We start from the raw sequence: 17,475 nt of genomic DNA on the forward strand, positions 1-17,475 counted from the left end.
TAACAATGATTTTAAAGTACCATTAATACCCTAGTACCATCTACATCAACGCCTTCAAGTCTAACTCTTCCTTTACGGTTGGCTAATATGTCTGCTACTTCTTTAGCATCAACTACAGCTTTATCATCAATTTTGGTAATGATAAATCCTTTATCTAAACCTTGGTAACCTAAACGTCCCTCAGGGTCAACTTCTGTGATTTTAGCACCACCACTTACTTTTAATTTAGATTTTTCGCTTTCAGTTAAATTAGAAAGTTTTGCTCCAAGGAAATCACTTTTTACAATATTTCCTGCCACTTCTCCTTTTACAATGTTGGTATTGCCATCTTTATTTTTCAATACTACATTAAAATCTTTCAAAGAACCATCACGATTCACAGTAACAACTACAGTTTCGCCCGGACGCTTACGACCAACCAATTCCATCAATTTTGACATTGATTTCGTTTCAATACCGTCAATTTTTACAATTACGTCATTTACTTTCAAACCTGCCGATTGTGCCGAACTTCCACCTGTTGTTGGGAAACCACCTACATAAACACCATCACTTACTTTCAAATCTTTTTCTTCAACCAATTTGGCATTTACTTCCGCAATATTGATTCCTAAATATCCACGTTGAACGTTTCCATATTTTATTAAATCTGCGGCTACTTTTTTAACAATACTTACAGGAACTGCAAATGAATAACCTGCAAATTGACCTGTACGACTATAAATTGCAGTGTTAATACCAATTAATTCACCTTTCAAGTTTACTAAAGCACCACCAGAGTTACCCGGATTTACGGCAGCATCAGTTTGAATAAATGATTCTAGTGGATTTACATCTTTATCACGATCGATGATATTTTGACGTCCTTTCGCTGAAACGATACCAGCCGTAACGGTCGATTCTAAATTGAATGGATTACCTACAGCCAATACCCACTCTCCTACTCTAATACCATCCGAATCACCGAAAGTTAGGAATGGCAAATTATTACTTTTCACTTGAATCACCGCAATATCAGTAGCAGGGTCAGTACTAATTACTTTTGCTTTTAACTCACGCTTATCGTTTAAAATTACAGATACTTCATCGGCATCTTGTACTACATGGTTGTTCGTAACAATGTAACCGTCTGAACTAATAATTACGCCTGAACCTGAGGCTTCTTGCGGTTCTTGTTGTTGACGACGACCGCCTCCTCCAAAACCTCCAAAGAAATCTTCAAATGGATCCATCATTTGACGGCTCACATTACGAGTCATTTTTGTTTTGATATGCACTACAGCTGGAGTAGCTTTTTCGGCAGCAAAAGTAAATTCACCCGGCGCTCCCGCTGGTACAGCACCAGCATTTGACACCATTCTAGTAAAAGCTGAAGGCGTATTAGTAAAAAGTGAATCTGATGATGATTTTTCTAAAAATAGCTTATAGGCTCCAAGCGTAGTAGCACTACTCAATACTCCGGCTATAGCTAGGTTTTTAACATTATTTTTAATTTCCATGGTTGTGATATTTTGTTAAATTTTACAAAACATTTAAAGATTGAATAAATCTTTCGGTCTTTCATTCACATCTGCTAATTTAACGCAAAAACTTTTTTTAAGGTGCATCGCTGTAGGGCTTTTTAACAAATTTTAAGAAAAATAGCGATGAGTTTTAAGCCTTGAGCGATGAGCTTTGAGTTTTCAGGTCTTATTCTCAAAATAATGTGTTTAAGTGCATCAAACTTTCTCTTAAAACTCAATATTTTTAAATTTATTCTCAAAGCTCATTGCTCAAATCTCACAACTATTTAAGCTACTGAAATTTCTTTTACTGCTGGCTTGATTTCTTCTTTTTTGGGTAAATTGATATTCAAAATACCATCATTGTAAGTAGCTTCAATTTTTTCTCCATCTACTGATTTTGGTAAATTGAATGTTCTTTGGAAAGAAGAATAATTGAATTCCTGACGAGTATATTTTTCTGTTTTTTCTTCACTAGATTCTTCTTTTTTGGTTGAAATACTCAAGCGATTTTCGTGAAGACTTAATTTGAAATCCTCTTTTTTCAAACCCGGAGCGGCTACCTCAATCTGGAAAGAACCTTCTACTTCTTTTACATTCACTGCTGGAATATTATTGAAAGCTAATTGATGATTTTGTTTTGACGGATACATAGTGTCTAGATTTTTTAAAACGTTGTTGAAATCTTCATTGAAAAATTGAAATGCTGGGTTGTTGAATCTTACAAGTTTCATGGCTTTATTATGTTTAAATGTTTTTTGATTTGATGTTTAAAATGAATTATCCATTTTTAATTAATGGACATCCCTTTTATTTCAAATCTTATACCAGCCAATCAATTACGCCATTTTGTCTGCTATTCTTTATTTTTAAAATTTTTAACATGACAAAATAGCCGATTCTTAAAAATTACGATTATAAAATTGTCATTAAGTATCTGAGAAAAGCACAGATGAAAAATGTGAGTAAACAAAAACGGCTACCTCAATTGAAGTAGCCGTTTTCTATTATTTATTCAAACCATTTAAGAACATCGTCCTTAGCAGGAATTGGAATATCTAATTTTAGTTTTTTACGCATTCCGCCCAAATCATTAAATACTTTATTCGGATTCGCTTCTTTCAAAGCAGTAATCGTCATAAAGCCCATTTTCTGAAGTACAGGAATCCATTCTGTTGGTACGCCGATTGCCTCATACTCTTCATTCGTAGAAAGTTCAGCTTTCTTTTCTGGACGCATCTGCGGGAAGAATAATACTTCTTGAATGGTAGTCTGATTCGTCATCAACATCGTCAGACGGTCGATACCAATACCGATACCTGCTGTTGGTGGCATACCATATTCTAAAGAACGAAGGAAATCTTCATCCATCACCATCGCTTCATCGTCGCCTCTTTCAGCTAATTTGAGTTGCTCTTCAAAACGTTCACGTTGGTCGATTGGGTCATTTAATTCTGAATAAGCATTAGCAATTTCTTTACCATTTACAAATAATTCAAAACGTTCAACCAAGCCCGGTTTGCTACGGTGTTTTTTAGTCAAAGGCGACATTTCAACTGGATAGTCGATAATGAAAGTTGGTTGAATTAAATTGGCTTCTACTTTCTCTCCGAAAATTTCGTCAATTAATTTACCAGTTCCCATCGAAGAATCCACTTCAATTCCCCATGATTTGCAATGCTCACGAAGTGTCACTTCGTCCATGCCTTCCACATTAACACCAGTATATTTTTCAATCGCCTCCGCAATTGTCAAACGAGTAAATGGTCCTGCAAATTCGATTTCGTTTTCACCTACTTTTACTTTCGTTTGTCCGTTGGTAGCCAAAGCGACTTTCTCGAAAATTTCTTCAGTAATTCCCATCATCCAATTGTAGTCTTTATAAGCTACATAGAATTCCAATGAAGTAAATTCTGGATTATGAGTTCTGTCCATTCCTTCGTTACGAAACATTTTACCAAACTCATAAACACCATCAAAACCACCCACAATAAGGCGTTTTAAATACAATTCATTGGCAATACGCATATATAAAGGCATATCCAATGTATTATGATGTGTTTTGAAAGGACGAGCAGAAGCACCACCATGAATAGGTTGAAGAATTGGTGTTTCTACTTCTAACCAACCTTTATCATCAAAAATTGAACGCATCGTCGTTACAATTCTTGAACGCTTCAAAAATATTTTTTTAACATCTGGATTAACAATTAAGTCAACATAACGCTGACGGTAACGAGTTTCAGGGTCAGTTAAACCATCAAATACATTGCCATCTTCATCACGTTTTACAACTGGTAACGGACGTAAAGATTTATTAAGAATCTTGAATTCAGTAACGTGGATAGAAATTTCACCCGTTTGAGTAGTGAATACATAACCTTTTACACCAATAATGTCGCCAATATCCAATAACTTTTTGAATACAGTATTATAAAGTGTTTTGTCTTCGCCAGGGCAAAGGTCATCTCTACGAAAATATAATTGAATACGACCAGAAGCATCTTGTAGTTCTGCAAAGGATGCACTTCCCATAATACGGAAAGACATTAATCTACCTGCAATCGAGATGTTTTTATAATCAATCTTATTGTTTTCGTAATGCTGCTGAATATCTTCAGTAGTTACATTGATTTCGTATAGTTCAGCTGGATAAGGGTCAATTCCCAACTTCATCAATTCTTCTCGCTTTTGTCGGCGAAGTACTTCTTGTTCTGAAAGCATAGTCGTTGTAATATGATTTGCAAGGAAATCGCAAATCTTGTTTTGCTACAAAATTAAGGATTATTCGTGTGTCTTCAAACCCATAAAATTATTTCTACTTTTTTTGTTACCATTTTTAAATGCTTTTGCGACTAACAAATTGTAGTACCAAAAGCTAGTTTCATCATAACGTACAAATACGCTAATTTACCCATAGGGTATTTATACGCTAAAATATTGATAGCAAAGGCATTTGTTTTGTACTATGCAATACTATTCATCAAGGTGATTTTTGCAAACCAAACAACTATGAACTTACCAATACAAACCAATTTTTTATATTCTCCTAAGAGATTTAATAGAGAAAAAAAAACAATTATTTATTTAGAAAGAGGAAAAACAGAAATTTACATTGAGGAAATCTTGATGTGCAAAGGTGAAGGAAATTATACTTATGTTCACTACAAAAACGGAGAAAAACATTTGTTCTCAAAAACATTAAAACAATTTTGTGAACTCTTTAAGCCTTACGATTTCTTAAGAATTAGCAGATCAGTACTGATTAATTTGAAGTACTTGAAAGCCTTCAATACCGTAGAAGAACTAAGTGTAATTATGATTAACGAGCAAAAAATAGACATCGCCCGAAGAAGAAAGGCGGAGTTTCAAGATACAATAAGAAAATTTTCAAAAAGATAATTAAACAGTCGTCTTTTGAAAGTTATTATTCAACAACAATAAATATTAGTGGTTAGGTGAAAAACGACAGCTTCCTGAATTTTTCGGGAAGCTGTTTTGATTTAAAGGACTTCGAAAAACAACCTCCTCTACCCTTTCCTACAGGCTAATTCTTTTATACAAACGAACCCATTTTGTCTTTTTTGTATTTTATCATCAAGTACTTTACTTGTTGAGACATAAAAATTAAAACTATTTAAAATGGAATACAGACAATTAGGTGCATCGGGCTTAGAAGTGCCCGTGCTAAGTTTTGGTACTGCTACATTTGGCGGTGGAAATGATTTCTTCAAAGCTTGGGGAAGTACTCAAGTAGAAGAAGCTACTCGTTTAGTAGATATTTGTTTGGAGGCAGGTTTAAATTTCTTTGATACTGCCGATGTTTATTCTCAAGGACTTTCAGAAGAGATTCTGGGAAAAGCTTTGGCTGGTAAAAGAGATAAATCTTTAATTTCTACCAAAGCTACTTTTACTTTTGGCGATGGTCCAAACAATCAAGGTTCTTCTCGTTTTAGATTAATCAAACAAGTGGAAGGAAGTTTAAAACGCCTAAATACTGATTATATTGACCTTTATCACATGCACGGCTTTGATGGAAACACACCAATCGAAGAAACTTTACGTGCTTTAGATGATTTAATTCAAAGTGGCAAAATTAGGTATATCGCTGCCTCTAATTTTTCGGGTTGGCATTTGATGAAATCGCAAGCTATCGCTGATAAATATGGTTGGAATAAATATGTAGCACATCAGGTTTATTACTCTTTGGCCAATCGTGAATATGAATGGGAATTGATGCCTTTGGGTTTAGACCAAAAAGTGGGTGCAATTGTTTGGTCGCCATTGGCGGCAGGTAGATTGGGCGGAAAATATCGTAGAAATCAGCCACTTCCACAAGATAGCAGAGTAGCGCAAGGCGGTAGCCCGATTCCAGAAGCAGTAATTAATGAAGAAGTATTTTACAATATTATTGATACTTTATATGAAGTAGCCGAAGAAACGGGCAAAACCGTAGCACAAGTAGCAATAAATTGGGTTTTACAAAGACCAACAGTTTCAAGTATCATTATCGGTGCAAGAAATGAAGCACAACTCCTTCAAAACATTGAGTCAGTAGGTTGGAACTTGACCACAGAACAAGTAAAGAAATTGGACCAAGCCAGCGAAGTACCAACAATTTATCCGTATTGGCATCAAAGACAAAATCTAAAATTGAATCCTTTGCCTAAGTTTTATTAGGGCTAAGAAGCAATACTATTAAATATTACTTTCTATTAGCGGGTGACTTAAGTCCTATCGATTACCCACAAGTACATAAGTGATTGATAATCAATATAAATTAACCTCACCCCCAACCCCTCTCCTTCAGAGAGGGGAGCTTTAAGTTCCAAAGTCTGCTCCCCTTCTCTGAAGGAGAAGGGGCTGGGGGATGAGGTTTGAAAGGCGATTTAAACCCATTTTATCAATAATCATATCTTCATTTCAACTTTTTAAAAGATGAGGGTAATCAATAAGACTTAACTCACTCGCTAATAGAAAATCATCCTCCTTTAATCCTATTCATTTCATCCTCAGAACCTGAGTTGCGATTTCTCGCTCCTTTGATTTCCTTATTGCCGAATCGGTAATTAAAACTAAATTTCAATTGTTGTCCTTCAAAAGTGAACCTTAAATTTGTTTCAATCCCTGCATAGCGTGAATGGTATCCACCACGAGCAGTACCTAGTACATCACTGTAAGAAACCTTGAAAGTGGCGTTGTCACTCCAAAACTTCTTTTGTACGCCTACATCCATCATCCCCATTCCTGAATTGTAATCTATTCTACGATATGGAGAATTATACCAGCCCGATAATTCTATCGTCCAGTTGTTTTTTATCTTGAAAGTATTCTGTCCGTTGCAATTAAGTGCTGCCGTACTGTTATTAATGACTAATCCATTTTCCAGATTAGCCTTCCAGATATTGTGGTAGGCACTCACATTGAAATAAATTTGCCACCATTTTGTAATAGAAGCCGTGATACTCATATCCAAACTTACTCCTTCTGAATAATCTAAGTTTCTCGAAATAAAATAGGTTCGACTACTATCATAAGGTATTCTTAGACCCACCACTGGGAATTTGGTTCGCCAATATCCTAAAGAAGTTGTCAGTTTAGATTGATATACATGGGTCAATTTAAAACTATTGGCTAACTCAGGACGAAGGAATGGATTTCCTTTTGAATACACCAATTCATCAATCCTATATTCAAAAGGGTTTAGATTCTGATAACTCGGACGGTTGATTCTACGACTATAATTAAGATTAAAAGAATGATTATCAGATGCCTTGAATGATAGCGTACCGCTCGGAAAAAAGTTTAGATAAGTAGTATCTACCCTATCCAAATCGTTGTGTTTATAACTGGTAAGATTCCCTAACGACTTAGTATTCTCAGCCCTCAATCCAATTTGAAAATCCCACTTTTTATTTAACTGAAGATTATAATTTATATATCCAGCGTATACTCTTTCGGTATAGGTAAATCTGTTACTTCGGTCAATATCTCTAACTTCTGTATTATTAATGACATTAAAGAAATCAAAAGTATTATCAGAAGTCACATCCGACCATTTTACGCCATAGCCCAGTTTTCCTTTTTTGAAGGGCTGTTCATAATCAATTTTAAAAGAACTAATCGTAATATCTGTCGGGGTTTTACTGACATAATTTCGCTCGATAGCAGGTATTTCTGGTGAATAAAACTGATACCTATTGGGCTGATAATTTATTCCTCTTGAAGTAAAAATACCATAATTGGCATCAACATTTAGTTCATGACCAGTAGTATCGGCAAAACGATAATTTAGATTTAAGTTGAGGTTCTTGTTTTTTTCAGGGTTAGATGTTTGTGAATAAAGTACCACAGAATCAGGTACTGTACTAAATCGTTTGCCAATCAGCGTTTGGCTTTCGCCTCCGCCGTTATGGTCGCTCATTCTTCCATTCGCACTAAAGCCTATCGTATTTTTTGAATCAATGTAGTAATCAACGCCCACTTTAGCACTTTGCGAAGTATCCTTCCATAAGCCATGCCACGTTTTATTATAGATGGTATTGTTCAGAATTTGGTCATCAAAAGTGGTATTATGCCAAGCCCCTTGATTATAACTATAAGAACCAAAAAGGTTAACCTTTTTATCACGATGATTTATATTCAGTGAGCTATTGTATTTTGGTGTAATACCAAAATTAGCCCCAAGACTTAGATTGCCATTAGTACCAATTTTTCGGTTCTTCTTCAAACGAATATTGATAATACCTAAATCACCAGCAGCATCATATTTAGCGGAAGGATTCGTGATAATTTCGATGGCTTCAATATCAGCAGAATTCATACTTCTGAGGGTTGAAGCAAGGTCTTTCCCACTCATTTGAGACGGTCTTCCATCAATATAAATCCTTACGCCGGCTTTGCCTTTTACCAACACATTATCATCCTTATCTACTTGTACTCCGGGAGATTTCTGTAATAATTCTAACGCATTTGAGCCTGTCGCATTAATACTGCTTTCAACATTGAAAACTATTTTGTCTTGTTTTACCTCTATTAAAGGTTTGGACGCTACCACTTTTACTTCCTCCAACTGTTGCACAGAAGTTAACAAAGTAAAAGACGGTAAATCAATGTTTTGATTGATTACTTCAATAGATGAAGACCTAAAACTTTTGAACCCTACTGCATTAATTTGTAGATAATACAATCCTTTAGCAATATTAGCCATTTTAAAAATACCCTCTTCTGTGGCAATGTCTGCTTTTATCAATAAAGAATCTTTGGCATTATGCAAGGCAATCGTAGCAAAAGGAACTACTTCATTTTGCTGATTCTTAACAGTTCCGTTGATAGTAAACGTTTGAGCGAAGCTAAAACTAGCAATACATAGTAATAGCATCAGCAAAAGTAATTTTTTCATAGCATATTAGGTTGTTTGTTGAGGTTTTTGTTTGGGACAAAGACAAGAGGTTTTACTGATTTGTTGCAATTTTATCAGGCTTAATTATGAGAAAACAGGTCAATAGGTTCGGGCTGAGGTTAAAAACCTGTAAGTTTAAAATAAATCTTAACCCTACAGATTCTTTATTAATAAGTTAAAATAGGTTTATTTGGCTTTTCTTAAATAGATATTTCCGTGCATATTCTTCATCATGATTTCTGGTCCTCCGCCATTGATTTTCCCGTAAATCCAGTCTTCGATTTTGATTTTATACATCCCTTTTTCACTTGCTGTATTTGTCTTAGGCTGAGTTTTATCGATGTCAATATCAAAATCGCTTAAGATTTCTCCTCTGTCTGATTTCAACTTAACATTTGTTTTAATGGTAGCAGGAAAAGTAATATCCACGTTTCCATTCAACGTTGTAAATGCCATAGGAGCTTTACTATCTACTGATTTGAAATTGGTAATGATATTGCCATTCACCGTATTAGCCACTACAGAACCTGAAATGTTAGAAAGTTTTATTGCTCCATTTACATTGTTTACCTCCATTTCTCCATTGATGTTTTCTACCGTAATATCTCCATTATTGATGGTATGGAGTTTAAAGTTTCCATTTTGTGGTACTTTTATCGTAAGGTTAACGGCTCTTTTCCATGAATCAGAATGTACTACTACTTTGTTATTATTTTCCTCCGCAGTAAGCTCCAATCCATTATCTGCCACGATACGCTTCATGCCTTCGGCATTGGCTTTGCTTTCCTCTTTTTTAGCGTTAGCAGCTTGTGCCTCAATCAAAATCTCTTTACCCGCATAACTGGCTACTTTAATAGAGCCATTGATTAGTTTTACTGTTAACGAATATGGCTTAGTTGGGTCAGTTAAAGGCACTGTAATTTGGTCTTTTGTTTCTGACTGAGCTACTGCTTTGTTCATCAATATGATTGATAGTAGCAGGAAACTTGCTTTTTTTATTGTGTTCATGTGCTTGATATATTTTTTGTAATAAATATTTTATAGTTGTTTTTTGATATATACGCTTCCGTTCATGGTTTCAAAACGGTAAGCTTTTCCGCCAGAGCCAATTCTGATAGAAGATGTTTTGTTTAGTTTATAAACCGTCCCGTCACCCCTAGTTTCTTTGTTTTTCACTACCTGTGTTGGTAATACTTCAGTATTAGAAAAATCTGTGTAGAAATGTCCATTCATGCTTTTAAACTGTAAGTCTGCCGAAAGGTCATTGAGATAGGTAACCCTAATGTCACCGTTTAAGGTATAATAAGATGATGGTTCTGGAGGATTACTCACGTAGTTTATCGTGATATTACCATTAATAGTATGCAAATTACTTTGTCCTTTCGCATTGGCTACAGTGATTTCACCATTGATATTGCGTAAATGCAATGCTCCTGCTACATCTTTTACATCTACAAATCCATTATTAATGGTAGAAATATGCAAGTTCATATTGAAAGGTACTTTTACTTTAAATTCAACATTATAATGATATTCTACACGTTTGTCGTTTCTCCGCTCGTTATTACGATTAGGGCGAGAATCAAACGGTTGAGCCACATAAGCAATAATACTATCGCCTTTTTGTTCAAATGCCAACTGGAATTCTTTCTTTCCAGTTTCTACATCATCTTCATCTCGGGCAGAAATATTTTTATCAACTTCCAGAATCACTTTATCACCAGCATAGCCTTCTACTTTTACAAAACCATTGATATTATAAATGGCTAAAATGTTGGTGGTTGTCTTCGATACTTCAAATTCTTTATGAAGATGTTCATCAAATTTTTGGGCATTTGTTGACGATTGGGCACAAGAGAGTACCACTCCCATTATAAAGGAGAATAATGTTCTTTTCATGATGTAAAGGTTTATTTAAATGAGTTGATTAATACTTTGTTTTATTTTGTCTTTGACCATCTCGTTGAGATTGTCTTGTTTGAGCAATTTTTGAAGCGGTTTTATTGACTTTTTTTCTTGCAATTTCACCATTACATCAGCAATGGCTGATTGTACCAACGGAGAATCTTGTTTAGTAATACTTTGTACCAATCCTTCACGCACCCTAGCATTATCTGACAACTTGGTAAGGGCTTCTAAGGTCATCAAGCGAACATTCACATTTTCATCATTGTTCAGTGTCATCAACAATGCATCTACTACCTGTGTATTTACTTCGGTAATTTCCTCTGAATAACTCACAGCACGCATTCTTTCAGAGGCCGAAGGGTTTTCCAATAAGGACATCATCATCATTTTCTTCATTTCTTGAACTTCAGACGATAAAGCCGTTATTTCCTGATTTGAAGCCTGTCTGACATTCAAATGATTGATAAAATAACCCATACTAAGCCCAAAAAGGATTAACATAAAACTATATGACAATTGAAGGGCAGGTTGAATCGTCCAAAGCTGTTTGAATTTCGCCAATATACTCGTCAACGGATTATTCTTTTCGGCAACGGTTTCCTTATAATCTTCCAACATGGCGTAAAAATCTGTTCGCATATTGGCAGAAGGCACAGGCTTAGGAATCTCGCCCATTATTGCCCATAATTTCTGAGATTGTTCAAACTCTTTCTGGCAATCCAGACATTCAGCTAAATGTTCTTCTAACGCTATACGCTCAACATCGTTGATAGGATTATTCAACAAATAAGTAAGTCGCTCTTTATCATATTCACATTTCATAAGACTTGCTTTTTTTATACATTAATTTTAAAATAAATACTTTTTAATTGACCCATCGCACGATGCACCCTTACTTTAATTGCCCCTTCGGTAGTATCCAATATTTTGGCAATCTCCTGATAACTCAATTCCTGATACCTACTCAAAATCAATAATTCACGGTTTTCTGTACTTAAACTACCAAGGGCTTTTTCTAGCATATTCAATTCTTCTTCTTTCTCAAATTGCTCATCAGCCAGTGTGCTCCCTCCTATTCTTTCCTCAAAATCTTTTATATCGTATTGAGCGCCATTTTTGATAGTTTTTTTGGCATGGTCTTTCAACACATTGCGAGCCAAATGATACATCCAAGTTCTAAACTCACCATCGCCCACAAACGCATTTCTATATTTAAGCATCCGATAAAACACATTTTGAGTCATATCTTCGCTTGCTTCTTTCTGATTAGTCATGTGAAAAAGAAAGCCATACAATGAACGATGGTACCGTTCAAAGAGCAGACCCATCTTGTCGAGGTCTCCAGCTTTTACTTTTAGCATGAGTGCGTTGTCAGAAAGATTATCCAAGTAATTAAGGTTGATTTTGTGTAATTTGTATTGGTAACTGCAGTAATTATGAAAGGTTACAGAAATAATTGGAAAAAAAATAAAAAAGTTTTTAATTACTGATGGCATGAATGAAGTAATGCCATCAGTAATCCGAAGATACAGTTCTATAAATATGCCTGCTGGATTGAAAGCTTTGCAGAAAAGAAATTGGTAGTGGAATTAAGACAATGACACCAAATTCCTAAAATTAAAATCTTGCAGTTCAGCCCTATAACGCCAAACTTTCATTATTCTTTTGGTCTGATTGGTATCCAAATTTCTTCTTCTGAGTTTGGGTCATTGTTTTTGTATTTGTCTCCCAATATTTCAAAATGAGGTCTGTCGTCAAGTAAATAGATTGTTGAATTTGGTAACCACGTTCCGAAAATATACTCAAATATTTTAGTATCAGTGCTTAACCCTTTATAATCAAAAACTGCATAAAGTCCGCCTATCAATGTGTAAGTTTCCATTTCATTAGGAACAGTCTTAAAGTCTGCTACTTCAATAGCTGCCCACTTTTCAAATTCTAAATTAAGATTAGAAAAAGCAAAGTCAAACGATTGAGGGTACACTTGCATAGAAAATAATTCAGCCGTCAAGTTGCCTTTAATTTCTTTCCGTCTTGGCATAAATGATTGCCAAAGTTTAAAAGTTTGATTATCCGCTAATGACATTGTCAGTCGCTTGCCAATTAGTTTTCGTTCGGTTAAAGTTTCAATTCTTGGTTGCATATTCATAAGCTGGTTACTTCCAAAACTTCTTAGTATTTCGCCCGCTGGTATAATGTTGATTAATGTACCGACGTTCAGGCATCAACCCCATTTCCTAATAAATACTTTGGCAGATTTTTCCAATCTAATTGGGCTTTGCATAAAAATCATTAATTGAGTTTGTGTATTCACAATAATCAATTTTTGAGTTCCACACCAACATAAAAGTCGGATTTTCCGTTGCCAAAGGGACAAGCATTAAACTTCGTTTGTTATTGACTCTGTTACGTTCAGTAATTACATTTTCACGCTGGTCAAAAGAACAATCAAAATAATAAAGGTAAGGTTGAACAAAATTTATGTAGGACATTTTATCAACTTTCCCCAGACTCTTAAATTCTAATTTATCAAAATTTGTTCTAATAGCATTTTGAAATTCTACGGCATTCAAAGGAACATTATTGAGAAAAGGCATGGCGTTAAATTGAGCATCAACAAAAACCCATTTTTGTAATTCATCGATAAAAACTTCAGTCGCAACGTGTCCTCCACCTCGCATTGACGTTGCGATATCACTGGTTTTAAGATATATAACTCTTGACTTAAATCCTGAAACCTTTAACTGTGATGCCAAGACATATCCATAAGCAAAACAAGGAAACCTTCCACCTCCCTTTACTTCATCTAAAATTGAGATAGCATCATTTTTTTTAGGACTTACATCTCCTCTGTGTTCCCATTGGCTACGAGTCCAATTTAAGATAGTCAAAACTTTATCAATTTGCGTTTTTGAATTTTTGAAAAGAATCGGATATTTTGAATTCAAGGAATCAAGATACCCTTTTTCATTGTCGTTGGTGTATAAAATTTTATATTTAGGATTGCTTTTTGTTGAAGCATAATTTAACGTTGGTATAAAAATCTTCTGTCTTCTTACTGTTGTCAAGGCATAAGATTCCTTGTTTAAATGAACATAGAAACGTTTGGTTTCATCATTCTTAATTTCAAATTTTATACTATCAATATCTGTCTTGAACTTGAACAAAATTTTAGTTTTTTCAGAAAGGTAGGTTTTAATCAGAAGGCTATCGTCTGCAACTTTAGGTGTAACTGTCCAATTATTGTTTTCAATATTGTTTACATAATATTTGATTTTTGCACTATTTGCCTCTATAACAGGAAGACCTTTATAAGTTTTTTGACTGTAAGCCAACGTTGAATAGGATGATATTAAAACTGTGAGTATTAGGTTTTGTAGTTTCATTTTATGTTTAGTTATGTGTTAACAATTTCTGCCAATGGCAATCTGTGAAAAACTATAGTTTACTACAGGTATTGTTGGTCTTGGCGACTTCGTGACAAACAACAATAACAACGGAAACACTCAATTCTTTTGTTTGTTATCTCTATATAAAACATAAACAATTACACCAAACACGATTTCAATTAAACCACCTGTCAATGCAGAAACAAAATCTAATGCTTTCATGATAAATAGACCATAAGCTGCCAAGCCCAAAGCAATTCCCAAAAGCCAATAAATACGTAAACCGTAAATACTTGCAAAAGTCAAGTATCGTCCGGCAATTATCAACAACATTCCTTGGAAAAACCATTCTGTTTTAACCAAAGATAAACCATAAGCTAAGGGAATACACATAATCATCCATATTGTTCCTTCCATTGCAAGTTTTCCGAGGGGATTATCTTTATGATGTCCTCCTTTGATACCTATTAGTTTTTCAATTAATGTTGCCAATGGAAAAATGAACATTCCCCCAATAATTAAGGTCCAAATGCCTTTTTGGGATGAATATAAATTCACCATTAAACCAGCGGTTATCCAAACTGTCCCTGAAACAAAAATACCGATTGAGCCATAGCCGTAGCCATTTCTCATATCTTCTTGAGCCTCTTTAAAATTATTCATATTTTGTATTGTGTTAGTTACTTGATTCTGCATTATGCTTGCCACTAATATTAGATTTTCATACAACTCAAATTATGGTTTTGATAATTGGTAAGTTGTTTATGCCGTATCATTAGTCTTGGTGACCCGTGACAAACAACAATGACGAAAATCAAAATCCCGAAGGGATGATAGGATTATAGATAAACCATTTACAAAAAACTAAAAACCCCGAAGGGGTGATAGAAACAATATCTTGCTCTTTTCTATAATACTGACATCCCTTCGGGATTGGGAAAAAGGGATATTTATTCTATTTTACTTTACATGCTTCAAGTAGTCGAGGCTTTCCTACAACTCAAAAAATATGGTTTTGATAATTGGTGCGTTGCTTAAGCACTAGTTGTTGGTGAACAAATACCAACAAGGGCGGAAATACCAAAATCTCCAACATAAGTCGTGATTCTTATTTTAGTCTATTGTTAACCTCTTTTTCTAGTTCGTCAAAATTTGTTAATTCTTTAGGAACTACTATAATGTGTTCACCATTAAAAGCATTTGAGTTTATTGCTTTAACCCACAAATCTCCATTCTTTTTTTTGATAGGCTTAATGTTGTCAAAGTCAATTTTAGAATAATAAATATCACTCGTAATGTTCTTTGCTTTGTTAATTGCAAATCTGTGTAAAAAGTTAAGCCTTGGGTCGTTTTCAACATCTACTACCTTTGTTATTGAATTTTCATCAATTATAATTTTAAGATTTTCTGCTGTCAACCGAGTCAATTTTTTATTGTTAAGGTAAATAAATCCAACAATTATAGTTGTAAATAGTAAAGAAAAAAGCATAATATAAATTAATTCGGCTGGTGCATCTTTCTGTCGTGTCATTGGAAACATTAGAATCGAAATTGTCACCGTAGTAATTGCTAAAATTTTAAATACTCTATTGTTACTTCGTTTTGTGAATTCAGAGATTTTTGAATTGTCAATTTTGTAAGTTTTCATTTTTGTTTTTGGGTCTGATTTAAAGTGTCAAATTCTTTGTATGGTGGTGGTAAATAATTACTTATAACCCCCAAATATGCTAAAGTTTAGTCGTACTTCTTATATTGTTTAGTGTTATTATTTTCTTGTACCAATCCCTCCTATTCTAACCTTTGCTAGTCGTACATTTCTCCCCTTTTCCTTTCTCTACAAACATATCATCCCCCTGTAATGCAGATACAAGCGAATTTCCACCCAAAAAATTACCGTTTAATAAAAATACGGAGGTGCTCGTCTTTTCAATTTAAAAAAAATCTTAATTTTAAACAGCTGAGAGCTAGGTAGATGTATTCTATTATGGAACTCAAAGCTGATTGCTCTAAGCTACCTTATTATTAATTTCTCACTTTTCCCAAAATCAACAAAAATGACTACAACATCAGAAACAGGACACGTTATGAACGTGAAAAACTTCCTAGACCTTATTAATTTCTGCAAAGGATTCGGCACTCAATACCAACCTAGCAAAACTTCTATTCAAATCCCTTCTTTAGAAACCATTCACAGCCAAGCAAAGGATGCAATCGACGAAATTATCAGACAAAATGCTGCTTATAATATCGCTATCAATGAAAGGGCTTTGTTGTTTAAAGACAATAAACCTTTATCTACTCGACTCATGAATGTTTTTGATACTACCGATGCCCCAGATGCTACAAGAAGGATGTAAAAGGATTTAATCGAAAACTGCAAGGGAAGAGAGCAAGCTCTACTAAAGTAACAACCAACAATTTAGATAGTAGTAATAGTGAAACCACTAAAACAATTTCATCGTCACAACTATCTTTTAACCAACAAGTTGAGCATTTAAAAGCGTTGGTCGCTATTTTAGAAAGCGAGCCTAGTTATGCTCCTAATGAAGTGGATTTGAAAGTAAGTACTGTAAAAAATTTAATTAACCAACAAAGTAATGCCAACGAACATGTTTCGGCTATTTATACTGACCTTAGTAATGCTAGGCTTCTGAGGGATAAGGTTTTATATGAAGAAGGAACAGGTTTATATTATATTAGTATTGATGTAAAAAAATATATAAAAGCGGCATTTGGAGCAAGTAGCCCAGCGTATAAGCAAGTGAGTGGGATTAGTATTACGTATTCCAAGAAAAAGTAATTAGCTTTAAAGTCTTGGGAGTTTGCAAGTCGATTTAGAAATCTTGTAAGTCTTCCGAGAAATCAAGCGTCCTGATTTAGAAATCATGTAAGTCGTCCGAGAAATCAAGCGTCCTGATTTAGAAATCTTCTAGGTCGTCCGAGAAATCAAGCATCCCGATTTAGAAATCTTATAAGCCGTCTGAGAAATCAAGCATCCCGATTTAGAAATCTTGTAAGCCGTCCGAGAAATCAAGCGTCCTGATTTAGAAATCTTGTAAGTCGTCCGAGAAATTAAGCGTCCTGATTTAGAAATCTTGTAAGTCGTCCGAGAAATTAAGCGTCCTGATTTAGAAATCTTGTAAGTCGTCCAAGAATGTCTCATCCTAAAAAAGCTTGACAGTATTAGGGGTTAAAAACTGAATTGATTGTCAAGTTTTTTTTATTGTATTACCAAGATTACACCATTTATTTTTTATTTCTAAATGTATTTTAA

16 protein-coding genes are annotated in these 17,475 nt (G+C 34.5%); 4 read left to right on the top strand and 12 right to left on the bottom strand.

Going from position 1 to position 17,475, the window contains the following annotated elements; all coding sequences use genetic code 11:
• Nucleotides 1-11: 11 nt before the first annotated feature.
• The 3 genes from VB798_RS23665 to lysS all read right to left on the bottom strand — a co-directional run bounded on the left by VB798_RS23665 (nucleotide 12) and on the right by lysS (nucleotide 4,226).
• Nucleotides 12-1,499 (bottom strand): Do family serine endopeptidase, encoded by a 1,488-nt coding sequence (locus VB798_RS23665; RefSeq protein WP_323689716.1) that lies wholly within the window; start codon nucleotides 1,497-1,499, stop codon nucleotides 12-14.
• Between the two features lie 290 nt (nucleotides 1,500-1,789).
• A complete protein-coding gene (locus VB798_RS23670) occupies nucleotides 1,790-2,236 on the bottom strand; it encodes an Hsp20/alpha crystallin family protein (protein WP_407654187.1) in 447 nt (148 codons plus the stop codon).
• A 277-nt stretch (nucleotides 2,237-2,513) separates the two neighbouring features.
• On the bottom strand, nucleotides 2,514-4,226 hold the full coding sequence (lysS, locus tag VB798_RS23675) for a lysine--tRNA ligase (RefSeq protein ID WP_323689717.1): 1,713 nt from the start codon (nucleotides 4,224-4,226) through the stop codon (nucleotides 2,514-2,516).
• 288 nt (nucleotides 4,227-4,514) lie between these two features.
• Between lysS and VB798_RS23680 the strand changes: the two genes are divergently transcribed.
• The gene (locus VB798_RS23680; RefSeq protein ID WP_323689718.1) at nucleotides 4,515-4,904 is read left to right on the top strand and encodes a LytR/AlgR family response regulator transcription factor; all 390 of its coding nucleotides are present in this window, start codon (nucleotides 4,515-4,517) and stop codon (nucleotides 4,902-4,904) included.
• 240 nt (nucleotides 4,905-5,144) lie between these two features.
• The gene (locus VB798_RS23685; RefSeq protein ID WP_323689719.1) at nucleotides 5,145-6,182 is read left to right on the top strand and encodes an aldo/keto reductase; all 1,038 of its coding nucleotides are present in this window, start codon (nucleotides 5,145-5,147) and stop codon (nucleotides 6,180-6,182) included.
• Between the two features lie 301 nt (nucleotides 6,183-6,483).
• Here the strand turns inward: VB798_RS23685 and VB798_RS23690 are convergent, their stop codons facing one another.
• The 9 genes from VB798_RS23690 to VB798_RS23730 all read right to left on the bottom strand — a co-directional run bounded on the left by VB798_RS23690 (nucleotide 6,484) and on the right by VB798_RS23730 (nucleotide 15,849).
• Entirely contained in the window at nucleotides 6,484-8,904 is a 2,421-nt protein-coding gene (locus tag VB798_RS23690) for a TonB-dependent receptor domain-containing protein (RefSeq protein WP_323689720.1), read from the bottom strand.
• Nucleotides 8,905-9,090: 186 nt separating this feature from the next.
• A complete protein-coding gene (locus tag VB798_RS23695; RefSeq protein ID WP_323689721.1) occupies nucleotides 9,091-9,912 on the bottom strand; it encodes a DUF4097 family beta strand repeat-containing protein in 822 nt (273 codons plus the stop codon).
• A 30-nt stretch (nucleotides 9,913-9,942) separates the two neighbouring features.
• The gene (locus VB798_RS23700; RefSeq protein ID WP_323689722.1) at nucleotides 9,943-10,803 is read right to left on the bottom strand and encodes a DUF4097 family beta strand repeat-containing protein; all 861 of its coding nucleotides are present in this window, start codon (nucleotides 10,801-10,803) and stop codon (nucleotides 9,943-9,945) included.
• A gap of 15 nt (nucleotides 10,804-10,818) precedes the next feature.
• Complete coding sequence (locus VB798_RS23705; protein WP_323689723.1) at nucleotides 10,819-11,634, bottom strand: HEAT repeat domain-containing protein; 816 nt, start codon at nucleotides 11,632-11,634, stop codon at nucleotides 10,819-10,821.
• A 14-nt stretch (nucleotides 11,635-11,648) separates the two neighbouring features.
• Nucleotides 11,649-12,173 (bottom strand): RNA polymerase sigma factor, encoded by a 525-nt coding sequence (locus VB798_RS23710; RefSeq protein ID WP_323689724.1) that lies wholly within the window; start codon nucleotides 12,171-12,173, stop codon nucleotides 11,649-11,651.
• Between the two features lie 296 nt (nucleotides 12,174-12,469).
• Nucleotides 12,470-12,955: a GyrI-like domain-containing protein gene (locus VB798_RS23715; protein WP_323689725.1), complete on the bottom strand. Its 486-nt coding sequence runs from the start codon at nucleotides 12,953-12,955 to the stop codon at nucleotides 12,470-12,472.
• A gap of 124 nt (nucleotides 12,956-13,079) precedes the next feature.
• On the bottom strand, nucleotides 13,080-14,198 hold the full coding sequence (locus VB798_RS23720; protein ID WP_323689726.1) for a transglutaminase-like domain-containing protein: 1,119 nt from the start codon (nucleotides 14,196-14,198) through the stop codon (nucleotides 13,080-13,082).
• Between the two features lie 120 nt (nucleotides 14,199-14,318).
• On the bottom strand, nucleotides 14,319-14,864 hold the full coding sequence (locus VB798_RS23725; protein ID WP_323689727.1) for a DUF7010 family protein: 546 nt from the start codon (nucleotides 14,862-14,864) through the stop codon (nucleotides 14,319-14,321).
• Nucleotides 14,865-15,309: 445 nt separating this feature from the next.
• A complete protein-coding gene (locus VB798_RS23730; RefSeq protein WP_323689728.1) occupies nucleotides 15,310-15,849 on the bottom strand; it encodes a hypothetical protein in 540 nt (179 codons plus the stop codon).
• A 406-nt stretch (nucleotides 15,850-16,255) separates the two neighbouring features.
• On the opposite strand from VB798_RS23730, the gene VB798_RS23735 reads away from it, so the two are divergent.
• Both VB798_RS23735 and VB798_RS23740 read left to right on the top strand, forming a co-directional pair.
• The gene (locus VB798_RS23735) at nucleotides 16,256-16,558 is read left to right on the top strand and encodes a hypothetical protein (protein ID WP_323689729.1); all 303 of its coding nucleotides are present in this window, start codon (nucleotides 16,256-16,258) and stop codon (nucleotides 16,556-16,558) included.
• A 146-nt stretch (nucleotides 16,559-16,704) separates the two neighbouring features.
• Nucleotides 16,705-17,001 carry a hypothetical protein gene (locus tag VB798_RS23740; RefSeq protein ID WP_323689730.1) on the top strand — a complete coding sequence of 99 codons (297 nt, stop codon included), beginning with the start codon at nucleotides 16,705-16,707 and terminating at the stop codon, nucleotides 16,999-17,001.
• The last annotated feature ends 474 nt before the right edge of the window (nucleotides 17,002-17,475 follow it).

The sequence above is a fragment of the Arcicella lustrica genome (genome assembly GCF_034930985.1).
Lineage (GTDB): Bacteria > Bacteroidota > Bacteroidia > Cytophagales > Spirosomataceae > Arcicella > Arcicella lustrica.

Coding starts and splice junctions, on each gene's coding strand:
- VB798_RS23735 (WP_323689729.1), top strand. CDS start 16,256: ATGACTACAACATCAGAAACAGGACACGTTATGAACGTGAAAAACTTC.
- VB798_RS23665 (WP_323689716.1), bottom strand. CDS start 1,499: ATGGAAATTAAAAATAATGTTAAAAACCTAGCTATAGCCGGAGTATTG.
- VB798_RS23685 (WP_323689719.1), top strand. CDS start 5,145: ATGGAATACAGACAATTAGGTGCATCGGGCTTAGAAGTGCCCGTGCTA.
- VB798_RS23695 (WP_323689721.1), bottom strand. CDS start 9,912: ATGAACACAATAAAAAAAGCAAGTTTCCTGCTACTATCAATCATATTG.
- VB798_RS23705 (WP_323689723.1), bottom strand. CDS start 11,634: ATGAAATGTGAATATGATAAAGAGCGACTTACTTATTTGTTGAATAAT.
- VB798_RS23725 (WP_323689727.1), bottom strand. CDS start 14,864: ATGAATAATTTTAAAGAGGCTCAAGAAGATATGAGAAATGGCTACGGC.
- VB798_RS23700 (WP_323689722.1), bottom strand. CDS start 10,803: ATGAAAAGAACATTATTCTCCTTTATAATGGGAGTGGTACTCTCTTGT.
- VB798_RS23730 (WP_323689728.1), bottom strand. CDS start 15,849: ATGAAAACTTACAAAATTGACAATTCAAAAATCTCTGAATTCACAAAA.
- VB798_RS23720 (WP_323689726.1), bottom strand. CDS start 14,198: ATGAAACTACAAAACCTAATACTCACAGTTTTAATATCATCCTATTCA.
- VB798_RS23690 (WP_323689720.1), bottom strand. CDS start 8,904: ATGAAAAAATTACTTTTGCTGATGCTATTACTATGTATTGCTAGTTTT.
- VB798_RS23715 (WP_323689725.1), bottom strand. CDS start 12,955: ATGCAACCAAGAATTGAAACTTTAACCGAACGAAAACTAATTGGCAAG.
- VB798_RS23710 (WP_323689724.1), bottom strand. CDS start 12,173: ATGCTAAAAGTAAAAGCTGGAGACCTCGACAAGATGGGTCTGCTCTTT.
- VB798_RS23670 (WP_407654187.1), bottom strand. CDS start 2,236: ATGAAACTTGTAAGATTCAACAACCCAGCATTTCAATTTTTCAATGAA.
- VB798_RS23680 (WP_323689718.1), top strand. CDS start 4,515: ATGAACTTACCAATACAAACCAATTTTTTATATTCTCCTAAGAGATTT.
- lysS (WP_323689717.1), bottom strand. CDS start 4,226: ATGCTTTCAGAACAAGAAGTACTTCGCCGACAAAAGCGAGAAGAATTG.